At 34.2% G+C, this 17979-nt stretch carries 16 protein-coding genes; 5 read left to right on the top strand and 11 right to left on the bottom strand.

What is annotated here, in order from left to right:
* Nucleotides 1-193: 193 nt before the first annotated feature.
* A complete protein-coding gene (gene ettA, locus BK054_RS13210) occupies nucleotides 194-1882 on the bottom strand; it encodes an energy-dependent translational throttle protein EttA (RefSeq protein ID WP_006261105.1) in 1689 nt (562 codons plus the stop codon).
* A 397-nt stretch (nucleotides 1883-2279) separates the two neighbouring features.
* Here ettA and BK054_RS18150 point away from each other — a divergent pair, with 397 nt between their 5' ends.
* Nucleotides 2280-2462, top strand: a complete 183-nt coding sequence (locus BK054_RS18150) for a hypothetical protein (RefSeq protein WP_006261104.1) — start codon at nucleotides 2280-2282, stop codon at nucleotides 2460-2462.
* A 142-nt stretch (nucleotides 2463-2604) separates the two neighbouring features.
* On the opposite strand, the gene BK054_RS13205 is transcribed toward BK054_RS18150, so the two are convergent.
* From BK054_RS13205 to holA, 9 genes are all read right to left on the bottom strand, one after another.
* A complete protein-coding gene (locus BK054_RS13205; RefSeq protein ID WP_006259007.1) occupies nucleotides 2605-3399 on the bottom strand; it encodes a YoaK family protein in 795 nt (264 codons plus the stop codon).
* Nucleotides 3400-3653: 254 nt separating this feature from the next.
* Nucleotides 3654-4499: a DNA damage-inducible protein D gene (dinD, locus tag BK054_RS13200; RefSeq protein ID WP_232234273.1), complete on the bottom strand. Its 846-nt coding sequence runs from the start codon at nucleotides 4497-4499 to the stop codon at nucleotides 3654-3656.
* A 345-nt stretch (nucleotides 4500-4844) separates the two neighbouring features.
* Nucleotides 4845-5402 (bottom strand): hypothetical protein, encoded by a 558-nt coding sequence (locus BK054_RS13195; RefSeq protein ID WP_006265196.1) that lies wholly within the window; start codon nucleotides 5400-5402, stop codon nucleotides 4845-4847.
* Between the two features lie 218 nt (nucleotides 5403-5620).
* Nucleotides 5621-6259 carry a hypothetical protein gene (locus BK054_RS13190; RefSeq protein WP_006265195.1) on the bottom strand — a complete coding sequence of 213 codons (639 nt, stop codon included), beginning with the start codon at nucleotides 6257-6259 and terminating at the stop codon, nucleotides 5621-5623.
* A 2-nt stretch (nucleotides 6260-6261) separates the two neighbouring features.
* The gene (locus BK054_RS13185) at nucleotides 6262-7083 is read right to left on the bottom strand and encodes a hypothetical protein (RefSeq protein ID WP_006265194.1); all 822 of its coding nucleotides are present in this window, start codon (nucleotides 7081-7083) and stop codon (nucleotides 6262-6264) included.
* A 12-nt stretch (nucleotides 7084-7095) separates the two neighbouring features.
* Nucleotides 7096-7335, bottom strand: coding sequence for a hypothetical protein (locus BK054_RS13180; RefSeq protein WP_006265193.1), 240 nt, complete (start codon nucleotides 7333-7335; stop codon nucleotides 7096-7098).
* A 1-nt stretch (nucleotide 7336) separates the two neighbouring features.
* A complete protein-coding gene (locus BK054_RS13175; RefSeq protein ID WP_006265192.1) occupies nucleotides 7337-8179 on the bottom strand; it encodes a hypothetical protein in 843 nt (280 codons plus the stop codon).
* Between the two features lie 1531 nt (nucleotides 8180-9710).
* Complete coding sequence (locus tag BK054_RS13170) at nucleotides 9711-9899, bottom strand: CAL67264 family membrane protein (RefSeq protein ID WP_006259008.1); 189 nt, start codon at nucleotides 9897-9899, stop codon at nucleotides 9711-9713.
* A 12-nt stretch (nucleotides 9900-9911) separates the two neighbouring features.
* Nucleotides 9912-10916 carry a DNA polymerase III subunit delta gene (gene holA, locus BK054_RS13165; protein WP_006261083.1) on the bottom strand — a complete coding sequence of 335 codons (1005 nt, stop codon included), beginning with the start codon at nucleotides 10914-10916 and terminating at the stop codon, nucleotides 9912-9914.
* A 54-nt stretch (nucleotides 10917-10970) separates the two neighbouring features.
* Here holA and BK054_RS13160 point away from each other — a divergent pair, with 54 nt between their 5' ends.
* The 3 genes from BK054_RS13160 (at nucleotide 10971) to BK054_RS13150 (ending at nucleotide 13596) form a co-directional block, all read left to right on the top strand.
* Nucleotides 10971-11435, top strand: a complete 465-nt coding sequence (locus BK054_RS13160) for a type I restriction enzyme HsdR N-terminal domain-containing protein (protein WP_006263474.1) — start codon at nucleotides 10971-10973, stop codon at nucleotides 11433-11435.
* 249 nt (nucleotides 11436-11684) lie between these two features.
* A complete protein-coding gene (locus BK054_RS13155) occupies nucleotides 11685-12683 on the top strand; it encodes a glycosyltransferase family 2 protein (RefSeq protein WP_006261081.1) in 999 nt (332 codons plus the stop codon).
* A gap of 79 nt (nucleotides 12684-12762) precedes the next feature.
* Nucleotides 12763-13596 carry a flagellar motor protein MotB gene (locus BK054_RS13150; RefSeq protein ID WP_006259013.1) on the top strand — a complete coding sequence of 278 codons (834 nt, stop codon included), beginning with the start codon at nucleotides 12763-12765 and terminating at the stop codon, nucleotides 13594-13596.
* Nucleotides 13597-13798: 202 nt separating this feature from the next.
* On the opposite strand, the gene acnA is transcribed toward BK054_RS13150, so the two are convergent.
* Entirely contained in the window at nucleotides 13799-16525 is a 2727-nt protein-coding gene (gene acnA / locus BK054_RS13145; RefSeq protein ID WP_006265191.1) for an aconitate hydratase AcnA, read from the bottom strand.
* A 502-nt stretch (nucleotides 16526-17027) separates the two neighbouring features.
* Here acnA and BK054_RS13140 point away from each other — a divergent pair.
* Entirely contained in the window at nucleotides 17028-17975 is a 948-nt protein-coding gene (locus BK054_RS13140; protein ID WP_058699567.1) for a metallophosphoesterase, read from the top strand.
* The last annotated feature ends 4 nt before the right edge of the window (nucleotides 17976-17979 follow it).

Raw genomic sequence — 17979 nt, 5'->3', positions numbered from 1 at the left:
CGCTGCGCAAAGTCTCCCGACTTTGAGTAACCCTGTTCCCTATTTCCTAGCGCAGCGCCTCCCTAGTAAACGAAGTGAAGCGGAGTGCACGCCTCCCTAGCGCAGCGCCTCCGTAGTAAGCGAAGTGAAACGGAGCGCACGACATCACAAAAAAAGCCTAACTAGAAAACTAATTAGGCCTTTACTATTTTAATTAGCGAACTAATTTTTTATATTTCAAACGAGTTGGAGCTACATCCCCTAAACGTTTCTTACGATTCTCTTCATAGTCTGAGAAAGAACCCTCAAAGAAATAAACTTGAGAATCACCTTCAAAAGCCAAGATATGCGTACAGATACGGTCTAGGAACCAACGGTCATGGGAAATAACCACTGCACATCCAGCAAAGTTCTCAAGACCTTCCTCTAATGCACGTAGTGTATTTACATCCAAGTCATTCGTAGGCTCATCCAGTAGCAATACGTTTCCTTCTTCTCTTAATGTCATTGCTAGGTGAAGACGGTTACGCTCACCTCCAGAAAGCGTTGATACCTTTTTATTTTGTTCAGAACCACCGAAGTTAAATCTACTCAAATAAGCACGAGAATTCACTTGACGACCACCCATCATGATCAACTCTTGACCATCACAGAAGTTTTCCCAAATTGATTTCTCTGGGTCTATATTAGAGTGTGCTTGATCCACATAAGCAATCTTAACCGTATCTCCGATAGCAAATGTACCCGCATCAGGCTGTTGTTCTCCCATGATCATGCGGAAGATAGTAGACTTACCAGCACCATTAGGCCCGATAATACCTACAATACCAGCTTGTGGCAAAGTAAAGTTTAAATCATCATATAACAATTTATCTCCGAAAGCCTTCGCTACACCTTTTGCTTCAATCACATTTGTTCCAAGACGTGGTCCATTAGGGATATAAATCTCTAATTTTTCTTCTAGAACTTTTTGATCCTCGTTTAATAATTTATCGTAGTTCTGTAACCTTGCTTTTTGTTTTGTTTGACGACCTTTAGCACCTTGACGTACCCAATCTAACTCACGCTCTAAGTTCTTACGACGTTTAGAAGCTACCTTCTCCTCTTGAGCTAATCTTGTAGACTTTTGATCTAACCAAGAAGAATAGTTCCCTTTCCATGGAATACCTTCTCCTCTGTCTAGCTCTAAGATCCATCCTGCTACGTTATCTAAGAAATAACGGTCGTGCGTTACAGCAATTACTGTTCCTGAATATTGTTGTAAGTGTTGCTCTAACCAGTGTACAGATTCTGCATCTAAGTGGTTAGTAGGCTCATCTAATAATAATACATCTGGATTTTGTAATAATAGACGACATAAAGCAACTCTACGACGCTCTCCTCCAGAAAGAATATTGATAGGAGTATCAGGCTCTGGCGTACGCAAAGCATCCATAGCGATAGCTAGTTTTGTATCTAGCTCCCATCCTCCTACAGCATCTATTTTATCTTGTAGCTCAGCTTGTCTATCCATCAGTTTCTGCATTTTATCTGCATCTTCATACACTTCTGGCAAACCAAACATATCATTTATCTGATTGAATTCATCTAAGATTGCTACCGTTTCAGCAGCTCCTTCTTTAACGATTTCGATAACAGTCTTTGTTTCATCTAATTGAGGTTCTTGTTCTAAATACCCTACAGTGTATCCTGGTGCAAACACCACATCACCTTGATAGTTTTTATCAACCCCAGCAATAATCTTTAATAAAGAAGATTTACCAGAACCATTTAGACCTAAAATACCAATTTTAGCCCCGTAAAAAAAGCTTAAATAAATATCTTTTAATACAGTCTTATTTGTCGATGAGTAAGTTTTACTCACTTTTGACATCGAAAAAATTACCTTTTTATCGTCTGACATAAAGTAAAATATATTGAATTTATTGATTACTAAGCTATAAGCGTTCTATAGCATATTAGCCAAAAATAGTATTAATTAAGGAGATTAGGAAATGTGTTCTACATTTTTTTGATTTTGTCTTGATAGGCTATTTGATCTTATATCATTATGGTCTCTACCTGAATTTCTATTTACCTCATAAGACCTTTTTAGACTACTGAATCTTATAGAAAAATATTTCTATAAAACCTCTTATCTCTAAAAAATTCATCATTTCACATCGATTAAACCTAAACTGCACACAAAAATACAATGTTTAGAAAATATTAACAATAAAAACAAACATTTAAGCCTATAATTATTTGTTTTCTATACTTTTAAATACTATCTTAGAGACAACTTTAAAAAACTCACATATATGACAGAAAATTTACTTTTTGCAAAAAGTGAAACTTGTGAAAACAATCACGAAAATCACTATTACGACCCATCAATAGATGCTTACGTTTGCTCAACATGCAACGCAATTTCACCAGCAAATTCTATTTATGATTTCGAAGAGAAAGCAGACGATGAATACGAATTGCATATTGGAATCTAAGGTCGACAGAATCTTGTAATTAACTCTAATGTGAGAGATTTAATTACAAGATTTTTTTATTCCCTTACTTTGGAGGGGTGTCCGAAGGACGAGATGCTTTATCTCTACTTTAAAGTGATTGCTATATTTAAAACCACATAGCCTACTTCTTCCTTCTTAAGATATGGTAAACTTTATAGTCCTTAGTCACTACTTTCTTACTCCAGTCCACTATCTGTTTTCCTTCCTCTAATACCCTCATCATTTTAACTACTAAATAGTCATAAACGGTAGTAAATAGAATAACTACTACACCAATGTATAAGGTACGCAAATGAAGGTACTCAAAGCAAAATGCTGCGGTAATCCCTCCTACCCCAAACGAAAAGACAATGGCAAGTTTAAGTCCTATATGAGAAAGCAAAAGATTGCGAAGGTTGACTCTTGTTAGATTAAACAATAACCTCGCTGTCTCTATCCCTAGATCGGTAACTATCCCCGTAATATGCGTAGTTCTCACTACCGCCTTAGAAATAAAAGTAACAAGAGAATTCTGTAATCCCATCGCAAATAACAGTACGTAGGCTATCTTCATCGGATATTGAAACAATATATCTCCTTCGAGATAAGCCACTCCTCCTAATAAGATAGCCTCTAGTATCAAGGGCACTGTAAAATACACCTTATTCCAAATCAACTTCTGCAACTGTAAGATCACGTGAGAAGTAAAAGATCCTAAAAAGAACGAAACCAATAACAACACTGACTTCAAAATAGCTTGTTTATTAAAGGTAAGTACCTCCTGAGCAAAATTAGATAAATACCCAGTCACATTGGTTGTCATCAGCTTTAAAGCCAAAAAACCACTTACATTCACCACGCCTCCTACAAATGATAACAACACTGCTAAACGCAGGTTCTGCATAAAACTTCTCTCCTTACCTCTGTGTGATAACATAAACTTATAAATTACTCCTCCTCAAACTATAATATAACAAATTTAAAGAGAATTACAAATATATGGGTGTGTGGTAAGAGGATTTATTGAGTTGTCTCGGATTTCTGAATCTGTGATTGCAAACAGCTACGCAATAGTCTCCCGACTTTGCGTTTTATAGTTGTTGAGGGTTTCCGAATCCGTAATTGTAAATCGGAATTTAACACCTTAAAGAAGATAGATAATTAAAAGTGCATGATAATAAGTTTCCTACTTTATTCATCATTATCCTTCTTCTTATTTAACATCTTAGTTTGTTGTTTCTCTATTTTCTTCACACTCTCTACAGTAGGCAAATCTTCTGGCATCATACCTCCTAATTCTTCAATTGTCTTTCTCACCTTGGCTCCTACCTCATAATGTGTTTCATTCGCTTTTGCTTTACCTTGAATATCCTCTCTGCGCAGTTTATCCTCAGTCTGTGTTGCACGGAACAAATTAGCCGCTAACTCCGTACTGCCCATATGATCTAATATCTGTTGACTCTTACTTAATCCTTTTTTTTTATGGATAGCTTTAGCATCTAAACCTCCGTATAAACCTTTATATCCGTGGTTTTGAAAAATAGCATAATCTATTGGCTTAATCACTCCTGCATCTTTTGCTGCAGCAGCAAGTTGGGTATTGTGTTTTGCTAACTCATTTCTCAAGAACAAACGTCGTTCATCCTCAGTGGACAAATTAGCATATTCATCCATCTGGCGTATTTCTTGTATACGCGTCTGAACTGCAAAATACGTCTGTCCTTGTGCAACAATTTCTTTGGAAGGATCTGCATTTTGAACCACAAGATAACAAGCGTAACGAGATAACTTATAACTTGGCATTTCTCTTACTGCTCCTGATCCTATAGAAACCATCTCGTTGAAGTCAACGATATGGTCTGCTACAGCGTATCCACTATTCTCACAAGCTTGTTTTGCTTTATTTAATACACGTTCAAAGTTTCTGAAATCAACATATTCAATAACTTTAGCAAACTGCCGTGCACTCCAATATTCATTGCCAGCTTCGTCAATCTGCCTAATTTGCTCAAACAAGCTCTCGTTTATATTTTGCATATCACTCCCCATAATTGTATTTTTATTTTTAGTGGATTAACCTTAATTCTCTGTTATAACACACTAGTTAGACAGTCCTTAAATAAAGAGCATCACTCTCAATTAATCATCTATTAATCTGCAATATAACAACCGTAAGTTACATTTTTTTTAATATAATGCGGATACTTTTTATACAATTATTTAAGCTCGTTATCACAGAATTCTGTTATCGTGGATTTCCGAATCCGTGATCATAAATAGCTACGCACTAGTCTCCTGACTTTGCCTTATTTTATTATTAATTAAGAATTTCAAACATACACACCTATAAAAGTGTATTAATTCATTATCTTAGAAGACAAACTAATACTTCAATTTAATATGTTTATTATACTTTTTATCAAGTTCATAAAGCACTCGATCTGAATCTTCAAAAACAATAGACAACTCATTACACACCTCTTTTAATTTAACTAAATAATCAAGATATACCTTTACTTGATCTTTCTCTCTTCTTAATTCTTCTTGTAGGCTAATTCCATAAATAAAACGAAATACACGCTGATCTAGAATCTGATATACATGTGGATTTTTAAAACGTAAAATAGTGGATGCCATAGCTAACTGAATACCTGTACAAGCTAATAAAGATTCTAAAACCTCTCTTGTCAAATCCACATCTAGTTCCAAACTATTTTTATCAATCTGATTAAGCACCTTCATCCTAGAATCATCAACCTCAGCATATCGATTTACTTTCCAAAGTACAATTTGGTCTATTGTATTTTGATTAAAATCTCCTTCTAACTGATCTAAAATAGGAGTTAATTTACCTTGATAATTATATGCTTTATCAGCTTCTTTAATTATTTCAAAAGAGATTTCTTCGGTTTTATACGTTTTCAAGTTATTATCATTCATATTCTATAGTATATAGGCTAATATTATTAAAAGAAGTGGTGCATAGATTAAACAATAGTCTTTTAATCTAATAATGAATAAGCAAATCAGATCTCTTCTTTTTCTCAAGTTCAATCTTCATAAGATAACCCCTATAGTCAGAATAATTTAATACAAACATTCTTATCTTGACCTACTCAAAAAAGCAGTCAACTGATTACTTTCCTTCATATCTTTTTCTATTTAACTCGCTCTAAAAAGCAGAATGTATATCTCGTTTTATAAGGTTTACGAACCTCTACTACTATCATATCGTGCATCTGCCCATTCTCAACACACTCAAACTGTTCCTCTAAAGATTTAAACTTTGCCTTACTCTTTAAGAATATTTGCTTTTCACGTGCGTTTGCTCCTAATTGATACCTTAACAGATTGGTATCTATTCCCCATGTTTGATCATAAGCCACTTTTGCCTCTACATCTAAGAACTCCTGAACAATAATCATCAACAAATCACATTCTTTTTTTATGAAGTTTTTTTCTACAGAACTATCACGACCATTCTTAATATCTTTAGTAAAGAAGAACTTGAGTTCTATCTTATATGCACCATCTAATTCCCCAGCTTTATTAAAAGACAAGTCCACTCGGCCTATCTTCTTTTTAGCTTTAGTCTCATAGCTTAACTCCCACCTACGGGGATGCTCTGAGAAAGCTCTATAACTAGGAGTATTCTGTTGATTATACATAGATAAGATCACATCTCTTATCAAATGTTCTTGCTTCAGATTAGGAAAGTTATCATTTACTTGTTCTAATCTATCTCTAAACTCATTAGAGGTAAGTATCGATTCTAGTTGTTTAAAATATGTATTCATAGCTAAGATATTTCAAAGTGATTACTATATATTATTTCCATCTTACAATTTGTGTTTTTTTCAATATAATACTCTCCATCAAAGAGAAAAACAAAAGACTTTTCTACTTTTCGATCATCATATTCTTTTTGTTTTAGATCACTTGTTATTCTCTCTATTTCTTGTTGAGTTAACTTAGCTATATCAAAGGAATAGTCTCTTGGGGTATAAAATATAAAATACAAGTCTTGAGTTAACTTCTCTTCTTTGATATCAAACTGCCACTTCATATTTGTAAACTTAGCATAGGAGCAGTTTTTACTATTAATAGCTAAATGTCTCACTGCCTCTAATATTGCATTCTTAACCAACTGTGTCTTATGTTCACTAATATCTTTATTCAATAACAAAGGTGTTATACTATCATTTTCAGCTATCTCCACCACCTCATAATCACCACCAAAGCTTTTTCCCTTATAAGGTAAATCGTAGGCAACATGATGCTGACGACACAGCATAATCAAATTACTATCAAGCTCACCCATTCTGTGTTCATCCTCAAAAACAGACACAAACTTATCTAAGTCTATTTCATATAAATCATCATCTATCTTAAAATTAGAGTCTAATAGAACCTTAATAATACTTTTTCGATCTCTTCCCTTACTAGAGAAATGAGCCGCATCTAACCTTTTCCATACTCCACAGTACTCTCCTCCTAACTGATGATTTTGACAACTCTTTTGTGTCTTTTTAAGTTCCTTTCCTAATCTTGTGATAATCTTATTAGTAGTAGGACCTACATATTTTTCAAACTCTATAAAACTCCCTTTAAATATAGCCATTTTCTTTGCTTTTTACTTCTTTACCTTCTTTCTATAAGCTGCTATTTTCTCCCTTTCTTTCGAGATCTGATAATCTAATGTCTTAATTCTTTCTCTCGCATGATCGTGATAATGCTTTTGTTTCTTATTTTTCACATTAGCTCTTACTGTCCTTTTAATAGACTCAAAATTCTCTATTCTTTTTTTACACTCTTCTATTTCCTTCTTTGGATCTGTACTAAACAAAAAGGATAAAACTGACAATATCCCCATACTATACAAACAATTTTAAAATCAACAATATATAATTCCCATTAGGGATAATCAACAGAATAGGTTCTGCGGTCTCGACCATATCTTTAAACGTAACTGATTTTAGTAGAGAGGATAAGTCATGACTTAACTCTTCATTAACTTCTACGAACCCCATCTCTTTTTTCATTCCTTCTTTAGAACGCTCTAACAAGATTAACAAGCCAATTACAGCAGATAACGCTATAAATTCCTTACTCCCTTTGCGTTGTTTTTCAACTAGTAACTGTAAGCTACTTATAACTAATACTAAGTCCATCGTATTAATCAACGAATAGAACTTTGGGCTTATCTCTATCTCATCATATCTACGCCCTACCTCTTTTGTGAAGTGCACTAATGAGTCAGCTGTAGAAGAAGAGAACTCTATTGTCGCTTGCTTAGCTACACCTAACTTTTCTGTAGTAAAGTCCCACGATTCAGATGCTGTATTAACTACCGTAGAGACTGCAATACTTACCGTATCACGCACTGCGCCCACAGTTACACTTGCAGTATCAGAGAGCTTGTCTAAAAGTCCTTTCTCTTCTAAATTCTCTACTGTACCAGTACTTTTTAATTCGATCAGTTTTCCCTCAGTATTTATTGATCTTTCGGTAATGATAATTTCCATATCAGAAGCTACTACCTCAAAAGCTTCAATGTCTATTATCTCTTCTTTTTTCTCACCAAAAAATATATTTTTAATACCTTCGAAAATTCCTTCTTTATCTACTTTTGCTTCAAATACTTCTTCTTTTTTTTCTTTATTCCCAAAGAAACCACTGACTTTACTAAATACTGATTCATCTTTATCTCTTGACATTCTCTTCTAATTTAATTTTCTAAATTAATCATTCTCTCACAATACTCTTTATGGAATTCCGTAAATAATCCAATTAATTGAGTAAACTACAGTATCTCATAAATATCTACACACCAATGGAATGAAATCCCTCCTATCGTCAGCATGATATGTATTGTGGATTCAGTGGACGGCTTTAAACACAGAACACAGCATATTATACATTGTATGGCAAGTTTAAGCATTAACTCCTTGAATAAGGACTTTCTATCCATTGGGGTCTAGCTGTGTGTTAGACGGAAGTATTCCGTCTCTACTGATGTGACGAACGTGGTATACATGACGCATTGATCTATACATTCTAATATCAACTCTATTGACTCTTCACATAACAATATAAATGAACTCTGTATAATATTGAAGGGTGTATATCTAAACTCATTTCTAATTTATTAGTCTTAATTGGGTTATTTATTAACTGTTGTAGCATCAGCACTTTATCCTTAATTACAAAGGCATCTTTTACAACTCTTATGATATGTTCTTTTGGGAACAACAATTCATCAGAAGCTCCCTCCCTATATCCTTATTTTGATAGCTATATTCACCACCACCCCACCTTCACACTACATACAAGAAGAATACCCAGAGTACAAAAGGAGCATCCTTCGACAAAAGCCTCATTTAGCCCACTAAAGTCCTAGTATTGTCCTACAACTGTCCAAGGATCTCAGAAGAAGCCCCGATTTTACTAGGGTTAAGAGCTATATACTACTGAGTACAACAACACCTCATTTCAAAACAAGCATCTAATTATCAATTAGTTAAGTAAAAACAGGTTTAAAAAAAAGTATACACTTTTTTGCTTTTCAAGCCTTAATTCACTGAAATTGGAAGAAAATGCGGTAAAAAGAAGGGGATTTTAGGGGATAAATAAGATTTTTTGATGATAAATAGATGCTTTTTTGAAAAAAAGAAAGTGTTTTTTTTGATAAGAGTTGATAGATTTTTTAATTGGAGTTAAATGGATATACTGAACGGTGATATATCACGGATTAAAAATCCGCGAGAACGAGAACGTAGTGATTGCCTGATATACGTACCTAAAGCCTGAAAGGCTAAGATTCGTAATTATTAATTTGAAATTCGTAATTCCCTAAGGAGGATGGGATCTTTCGTTGCACTCAAGAAGACATACTGAACATATATATCACGAATTAAAAATCCACGATAACGCGAACGTAGTGATTGCGTGATATACGTACCTAAAGTCCGAAGGACTAAAATTCGTAATTATTAATTTGAAATTCGTAATTCACTAAGGGAGATGGGATCTTTCGTTACACTCAAGAAGACATATTAAATCGTTATATCTCACGGATTAAAACTTTAAATCCGCGATAACACGAACGTAGCGATTGCATGATATGTATACCGATAGGACGTATATACATACCTCATGGCGAAGCCAAACATTCTTAATTTTTAATTCCTAATTCTTAATTGTTTAAAAAAGAAGAGGAGAGCAATGCTCTCCTCTTCTTTTTTAAACTTATACTCTTCCTTTTAAAGCGTTAAAAACCCATGCTATTGCAAAGAAACCGATTCCTACAGCTGTGAATCCCCACCCTGCGATTTCGGAATATTTAAATGCTCCTAGACAGATTAATAAGATACCCATCATAATCATAATCAACGTAGCATATCCTAGAATCTTATTCTTGTTTAAATTGTTCGGCATTATTTATTTATTTTAATTAAATATTTTGATTAACATCTCCTTAAGCAGTTCTCCTTGTGGCATCGCCTGAGCTCCTACTCCCTTACTTTTAAGGTCTACATCCTTTAGATGTGCAATGATACTACTAACTTGCTTCATCTTATAAATTCTAAAACCCGTTTCGTAGTCTTTTATTGCGTATTGACTCACTTTTAATTGTTTCATCACGTTAGATGGTGATTTATCTTTCAACCCGTGGTATAACAAAAGTTTAGAAAAATAAGAATAAACAAGCCCCATTGTCAATACGATTGGGTTATTCTTTGGATTCTGTGCAAAGTAATTTGCAATTTTATACGCTTTGAGCTGATTGCGGTCTACAATAGCTTTAATCAATTCAAAATTATTAAAATCTTTACTTATTCCGATGTTCTTTTCTACTACTTCTGCTGTGATTTGTACTCCTTTTGGTACAATTAAAGCCAATTTATCTATCTCATTTGCTATTTTAGACAAATCTGTTCCTAAGAACTCTACTAACATTGCAGAAGCTTTAGGATCTATACTATACCCTTTTGCAGTAAGTAATTTCTTAAGCCAAGCTTCTATCTGATACTCTTTTAACTTCTTACTTTCAAATATGATACCAGACTTCTCTATCGCCTTGTAAATCTTCTTTCTTTTGTCTAATGTTTTGTACTTATAGCAGAATACTAATACGGTAGAAGGTTGTACTTGTGCAGCATAAGATTCTAATTGGTCTATAGAACGTGCTAACTCTTGAGCTTCTTTAACTATGACAACTTGCTTTTCTGCCATTAAAGGGAATCGCTTTGCATTAGAAACAATGTCTTGAACAGTGACATCTCGCCCATATAATACCATTTGATTAAATCCCTTCTCTTCTTCTGTCAATAGATTATCTTCAATATACTCAGAGATTTTATCAATATAATACGGTTCTTCCCCCATCAAAAAATATATAGGAGCAGCATTCCCTGCCTTTATATTCTTTATTATGTCCTTTACTTGATCCAAAATATTAGTTTTAAATATTGCTCAATACCAGTAGAAAAAAAATATCTTTGCTTTATGCAAAGACTGAATTTCCCACCGTTTGATTTTCGTTTCAAAAATAGTGAAAATAAGCTATCTATTTTTGATGTTATCCGTAAAAAGTTTATTCAGCTTACTCCTGAGGAATGGGTAAGACAGCATGTAGTACATGATTTGATCTATACTAAAGGTTATCCTCTTTCCCTCATCAGTGTAGAGAAAGTAGTGAGAATTAATGGAATGACCAAACGATATGATGTGGTAATTTTTAGACCTAATGGTGAAATCTTTATGCTCATAGAGTGTAAAGCGCCTGAGATAAAAATTACTCAAACAACATTTGATCAGATTGCTCGTTATAATTTTCAATTAAGATCAACCTATCTGTATGTCACCAATGGGCTAAATCATTACTACTGTCAAATGGATTATGAGAATAGTAAATATGTGTTCTTAAGAGAATTGCCGAATTATAATGAGGAATTAGGAATGAAGGATTAGTTAATAGAACAGTGTTGCAAAACTATAACGGCTCAAAGTCGGGAGACTTTGCGCAGCGAGAGGAATTAGGAAGGAAGAATTAGTTAACAGTGAACGGTTGACAGTTTACAGTCTTACAAAACTATAATAGCTCAAAGTCGGGAGACTTTGCGCAGCGAGGCACAGATTAATCAAATCCGCGCTAACAGATAACATATACTAAACGACATCACAAAAAAACGATTTCACACAAAAGAAAAACAAAACAAAATGAATAAAAAGTTTGCCGTAGCTATTTTAAATTGGAATGGAGAACAGCTGTTAAGACAGTTTCTTCCTTCTGTACTGAAGTATTCGGACAAAGCTAATATATACGTTATCGATAATGCTTCTACTGATCAGTCTATAACTGTTCTAGAACAAGAGTTCCCTTCTGTTCATATTATACAGAATAAGCAAAACTATGGTTTTGCTCAAGGATATAATGAAGGGTTAAAAGATATAAAAGAGCCTTACTTAGTACTGTTGAATTCAGATATCGAAGTAACCGAAAATTGGTTAGACTCGGTAGAAGAAATATTTGATAAACAACCTCGAGTGGCTATTGTACAGCCTAAAATTCTTGACTATAAACGAAAAACGCACTTTGAGTATGCAGGTGCTGCAGGTGGCTTTATAGATTCGTACGGATTCCCATTCTGTAGAGGGCGCATCTTCGATACCATAGAAGAAGATAAAGGACAATACAACGATATTATAGATATATTCTGGGCATCAGGTGCTTGCTTTTTTATTCGTAATGAAGTTTACCAAAAACTAGGTGGGCTCGATGAAGACTACTTTGCTCATCAAGAAGAAATAGACTTATGCTGGCGAGCACATCATCTAGGACATAAGATTAAATACACGGGGTATTCTACTGTGTATCACGTTGGTGGAGCAACTTTAAAGTATCAGAGTCCAAAGAAGACTTATCTTAACTTTAGGAACTCTCTACTTACTTTGTATAAAAATCTACCTTCTAAAGGCAAGTTTTCTACTATCTTTTTGAGATTGTGCTTAGATGGCATCGCAGGGGTAAGGTATATGCTTATGTTACAACCTAAACATTGTTTTGCAATTGTTCGTTCTCACTTTGCATTTTACAAACGTATTCCTATCTTCAAAAAAAAGGTATCAAAATCTCCTGTAAAAGAGTATTATCGAACTAAATCAATTGTTAAATTATATTATATTCAAAAACGTAAGACTTATATTAGAATATTCTAATTAAAATAGTTTAGGCTTTTCTTTCTATATTGCCATCTATTTGCTATATTTGACAAAACAATTCAATCATTTTTTAATTATGAAAAAAGTAGTTTTAGGATTATCTGTTTTAGCCTTGACATTAGGTTCTTGTGGTACAAAACAGAAAATTGCAGACTTAGAAGCTAAAAACAAAGAAGTACAAGATTTATTAAATACATGTACTATAAAACTAAACTCTGCTTTAGCTGAGAGAAATGCTTTCTCTAACGAGATCGAGCATTTGAAAAAGAACAACTCTGACTTATTAAGCAATATGGGTAACATGACTATGTTAACTTCTAAAGGTGCTGAAAACTTAGAGAAAACTTTGGAGAGCATGAAAGAGAAAGATCTTAAGATCACTCGTCTTCAAGATGCAATCACGAAGAAAGACTCTGTTACTTTAGCTTTAGTAAGAAGTGTGAAGAAAGAAGTTGGTTTCGATGATCCAGATATCCAAGTTAACGTAGAAAAAGGTGTAGTATACATCTCTATCGCTGACAAATTATTATTCAAAACAGCTGGTTATGAAGTAAGTTCTGAGGCTAAACGTGTATTAGCTAAAGTAGCTGCTATCGCTAAGAGCAAACCAGACTTTGAAGTAATGGTAGAAGGACATACAGATAACGTATCTATCAAAAACGCAATGATGAGAGACAACTGGGATCTAAGTGTTAAACGTGCGGTATCTATCGTTCAAGTTTTACAAAATGACTTCCAATTAAACCCTTCTCAATTAGTTGCTTCAGGACGTGGAGAGTATGTGCCATTAGTAGAAAACGATACTCCTGAGAACAAAGCTAGAAACAGAAGAACTAGAATCGTTTTACTTCCTAAGATTGATCAATTCTACGATATGATCGAGAAAGAAATGAAAAATATGACTAAATAATTTTAGCTATTAAAATAAAGAAAAAGGGCTGTCTTTTAAATAAGACAGCCCTTTTTTAATTACGAATTTAAATTGGTTTTCGGTTTACAGTAATCAGTTTACGACATTGCCCTGCGGGCATAATGTACTTAGATGATATGATACACTATGTATTGATATAATCATCTAAAACGATTTCACACTTTCACAAAAAACAAAAAACCTATTTAAGATAGTCTCTCAATACATATTGTAGAATACCATCATTTTTATAATACTCTATTTCAATTAAAGAATCAAAACGAGCTTTGGCCTGGAAAGAAAGAGTTTCTCCATTCTCTTTTACAGCCTTTACCTCTAGTATTTTGTGTGGTACTAAATCTTGTTCGATTCCTGTGATAGTGAATGTCTCTTTTCCAGTTAAACCTAAAGATTCAGCTGTTTGGCCTTCTAAGAATTGTAATGGAGCTATTCCCATACCAATTAAGTTACTTCTATGAATACGCTCAAAGCTTTCTGCAATAACAGCTTTTACTCCTAATAGATAAGTTCCTTTTGCTGCCCAGTCACGAGAAGATCCACTTCCGTATTCTTTACCAGCTAAGATTATTAAAGGAGTCTTGTCTTCTTGATACTTCATCGCTGTATCAAATACAGAAAGAGATTCATTCGTAGGTAAATAAGTACTATATCCTCCTTCGCGTTGTGCTACTTTATTCTTAATACGCACATTGGCAAAGGTACCTCTCATCATCACTTCATGGTTACCACGTCTAGATCCATATGAGTTAAAATCTTTTGGCTCTACTCCTTGTGACAGTAAATATTTACCTGCTGCAGAACTCTCATTAAAAGCTCCTGCAGGCGAAATATGGTCTGTAGTCACTGAATCTCCTAAATACAACAATACCCTAGCATTGTGTACATCTACAATTGGCTTAGGTTGAGCTGGTAAGTTCTCGAAGAATGGCGCTTGTCTGATATAAGTAGAGGGTTGATCCCACTCAAACTTCTGACCTGTTGGCGCTTGTAAGTTCTTCCAATCTTGCTCACCTTCAAAAATCACACTGTATACTTGTTCAAAATCTTCTTGTTTCAATGATTCATTAATTACTGCTCTAATCTCTTCATGCGTAGGCCATATATCTTTTAGATACACTGGCTGTCCATTAGGATCATAGTCTAAAGGATCATTAATTAAATCAATATCTACTCTACCTACAAGTGCATAAGCAACAACTAACATCGGAGACATTAGGAAGTTCATTTTTACTTGTGGGTGTACCCTAGCCTCGAAGTTTCTATTCCCTGATAATACAGATGCTACAACTAAATCGCCTTTAGTCACTGCCTCTGCTACAGGTAATGGAAGAGGTCCACTGTTACCAATACATGAAGTACATCCGTATCCTACTGTATGGAAGCGAAGTGCCTCTAGGTCTTCTAATAAACCTGAACGCTGTAAATACTGAGTCACAACCTTAGACCCTGGTGCTAAACTTGTTTTAACCCATGACTTCGTTCTCAGACCTTTCTCGATAGCTTTACGAGCTACTAGTCCTGCTCCAATCATCACTTCTGGATTAGACGTATTCGTACAACTCGTAATAGCAGCGATAACGATACTTCCGTCTCCTATTACATACTCTTTGTTCTTCTGTTTAATACGAACTGTACGCAGACTATCTTTAACAACTTCTGTAGTAGGATTAGTGACTTTATTCTCTTCGTAAGCAAACTCAGTACCAGAACCACCTTCTGATAGCCAAGCGTGCTCTCTACGCTCTTTAGTCTCTGTATAAGTACGATTATACTCTTGCTCTAATAAAGTAGAGAATGATGTCGCTAAATCTTTTACTAATATTTTGTCTTGTGGACGTTTAGGTCCAGATACTGTAGGTTCTAATGTATTTAGATCTAACTCAATCACAGTAGTATACTCAATGCTCTCTTTCCCTGTTCTCCATAGCATATTGTTTTTACAATAGTCTTCTACCAGCTTGATCTGCTCTTCGCTTCTATTCGTAGCACGCATATAATCTAAAGTACGGTTATCAATAGGGAAATAAGTAACTGTACATCCAAACTCTGGTGACATATTAGATATAGTCGCTCTATCAGTCACAGATAGATTATCTAAGCCATCGCCAAATACTTCTACGAATTTACCTACTACTCCTACTTGACGCAATATCTTCGTAATAGATAATACCATATCAGTAGCGGTAGCACCTTGTGGTATTTTACCCGTTAATTTTAATCCGATGACCTCTGGACAGGTAAAGTAAATTGGTTGTCCAAGCATAGCTGCTTCAGCTTCAATACCTCCTACTCCCCAAGCAATAACTCCAATCCCGTTTACCATCGGTGTATGTGAATCTGTACCTACTAGAGTATCTGGGAAAGCCCAACCATCTCTTTCGATAACACCTTTAGCTAAGTACTCTAAATTTACCTGGTGACAAATACCCATTCCTGGAGGAACTACTGTGAAGTTATTTAGCTCCTGCTGAGCCCATTTTAACAACTCATAGCGTTCAGAATTACGCTCATACTCTTTTTCTACATTTCCCTTATAAGAGTAGTCTGTTCCGTAATAATCTACCTGAACAGAGTGGTCAATAACCAAATCTACAGGAATTGCTGGGTTAATCTTATTTCCGTCCTTTCCCTGTCTGATGAACTCATCCCTCAAAGACGCAATATCTACAACAGCTGGCACTCCTGTGAAATCTTGCATTAAAACACGTGCTGGTTTAAAGGGGATATCTTTATCGGTACCCTTTGGATCCCAGTTAACTAGAGTGTCTAAATGTTCGTCAGTCACTACATAACCATCGTGGTTACGCAAAACATTCTCCAATAAAATTCGTATCGAAAACGGCAATCTTTCGATATTGTTACCCTTGTCTTGTAACTCTTTTAATGATGCAATTCTATACTTTGTCATAATTGTTAGTTTATAAAGGTTAAGTTACTGAAAACAAACTAGATTAGCTATTAAAAATTTATTAAAAATCCGCTAACATTATAACATATCCAACTTATAAACAGCAAAATAGGACTTCTTTAAAAATTATTATATTGGCAATTTGACTCTTATTTTTTTAGAAAACATAGACTTTTTTAATAGACTCCTATTACCTACAAATGAACAATACTATGTTTTTAATCAACAAGGTATCGCTATATCCTAATAACAGTTAATATTTCCCAAAAAAACTCCAGTAAACTGCTACAATTCATTCATTCAGTATTTTGCTAAATATCAAAACTAACTCCTAAAACATTACTCTATTCTCATCATCATGCTCTTTTCATTTTTATTTCATATAATACTTTTATCATAAACTAATTTTATTGTATATATCCTATATTCTCATTTTAATTTTATTTTTTTGATAATTTATTCGCAAATTATCGTACATTTAATAACACCAACAACTTGTATAATGAAAGCAATTGACAAAAATTTTGTAGACTTTGATATAATAGGAGATATTCATGGACATAGTAATGATTTAAAGCATTTATTATCTGCTTTAGGTTATTCTAACAAGAAAGGTTATTACCAACATCCTGAACGAAAAGTACTATTCGTAGGAGATTATATAGACAGAGGAATTAATATTATAGAAGTATTAGATATCGTAAAAAAGATGGTGGACAATGGAGAAGCTATTGCGTTGATGGGAAATCATGAGTATAACGCAATCTGCTATAACACACTTTCTACTAACGGAGAATACCTTAGAGAGCATACACCTAAAAACTTTAATCAACATGCTGTGACCATGGCTGCGTTTATGCAAGTGCCTAATATGTACAAAATGTATATAGAGTGGTTTAAATCTCTGCCTTTATTTTATGAGAATGATTCGTTTAGAGCTGTTCACGCATGTTGGGATGATCAACATATCAATTATTTAAGAAACAGATTAGTCAACGACTGTATTACGAATGATCTGTTAGAAGAAGCGAATACAGAAGGAACAGAATTATATAATGCTGTAGAAACTACATTAAAAGGAAAAGAAGCTAAGATGCCTTCAGGCATAACTTTCATTGATAAAGATCGTATACTGCGCACTGAGTTTAGAACTAAATGGTGGGAAGACCCTAAAGAAATGACTTATAACTCTATCAGTGTACATCCTATACAAGAGCTTCCTAATACTCCATTCGAATTTGAAAGTGAAAACTTTTATCAAATTATAGAGAAACCAGTGTTCTTTGGTCATTACTGGATGAAGCACAAAGTAGGCACTAGACCTAGTATCATAAAAGACAATGTATGTTGTGTTGATTTTAGCGTTGCTAAGGGGGATGGAATACTTGTATGCTACAGATATAGTGGGGAAGACAAGTTGGACTCTAAGCAACTCGTCTTTGTAAAATAACGTC

It is taken from the genome of Myroides sp. ZB35 (assembly GCF_001865835.1).
GTDB lineage: Bacteria > Bacteroidota > Bacteroidia > Flavobacteriales > Flavobacteriaceae > Flavobacterium > Flavobacterium odoratimimum.
The sequence above is the reverse complement of the archived record's forward strand: the minus strand, read 5'-3'. Positions and strand labels throughout refer to the sequence as shown.

Excerpts from the sequence above, each read along its gene's own strand:
- BK054_RS13155 (WP_006261081.1), top strand. The coding sequence starts at position 11,685 with ATGAATAAAAAGTTTGCCGTAGCTATTTTAAATTGGAATGGAGAACAG.
- BK054_RS13185 (WP_006265194.1), bottom strand. The coding sequence starts at position 7,083 with ATGGCTATATTTAAAGGGAGTTTTATAGAGTTTGAAAAATATGTAGGT.
- BK054_RS13180 (WP_006265193.1), bottom strand. The coding sequence starts at position 7,335 with ATGGGGATATTGTCAGTTTTATCCTTTTTGTTTAGTACAGATCCAAAG.
- ettA (WP_006261105.1), bottom strand. The coding sequence starts at position 1,882 with ATGTCAGACGATAAAAAGGTAATTTTTTCGATGTCAAAAGTGAGTAAA.
- BK054_RS13160 (WP_006263474.1), top strand. The coding sequence starts at position 10,971 with ATGCAAAGACTGAATTTCCCACCGTTTGATTTTCGTTTCAAAAATAGT.
- BK054_RS13190 (WP_006265195.1), bottom strand. The coding sequence starts at position 6,259 with ATGAATACATATTTTAAACAACTAGAATCGATACTTACCTCTAATGAG.
- BK054_RS13170 (WP_006259008.1), bottom strand. The coding sequence starts at position 9,899 with ATGCCGAACAATTTAAACAAGAATAAGATTCTAGGATATGCTACGTTG.
- BK054_RS13140 (WP_058699567.1), top strand. The coding sequence starts at position 17,028 with ATGAAAGCAATTGACAAAAATTTTGTAGACTTTGATATAATAGGAGAT.
- BK054_RS13150 (WP_006259013.1), top strand. The coding sequence starts at position 12,763 with ATGAAAAAAGTAGTTTTAGGATTATCTGTTTTAGCCTTGACATTAGGT.
- dinD (WP_232234273.1), bottom strand. The coding sequence starts at position 4,499 with ATGCAAAATATAAACGAGAGCTTGTTTGAGCAAATTAGGCAGATTGAC.
- BK054_RS13195 (WP_006265196.1), bottom strand. The coding sequence starts at position 5,402 with ATGAATGATAATAACTTGAAAACGTATAAAACCGAAGAAATCTCTTTT.
- BK054_RS18150 (WP_006261104.1), top strand. The coding sequence starts at position 2,280 with ATGACAGAAAATTTACTTTTTGCAAAAAGTGAAACTTGTGAAAACAAT.
- BK054_RS13175 (WP_006265192.1), bottom strand. The coding sequence starts at position 8,179 with ATGTCAAGAGATAAAGATGAATCAGTATTTAGTAAAGTCAGTGGTTTC.
- acnA (WP_006265191.1), bottom strand. The coding sequence starts at position 16,525 with ATGACAAAGTATAGAATTGCATCATTAAAAGAGTTACAAGACAAGGGT.
- BK054_RS13205 (WP_006259007.1), bottom strand. The coding sequence starts at position 3,399 with ATGTTATCACACAGAGGTAAGGAGAGAAGTTTTATGCAGAACCTGCGT.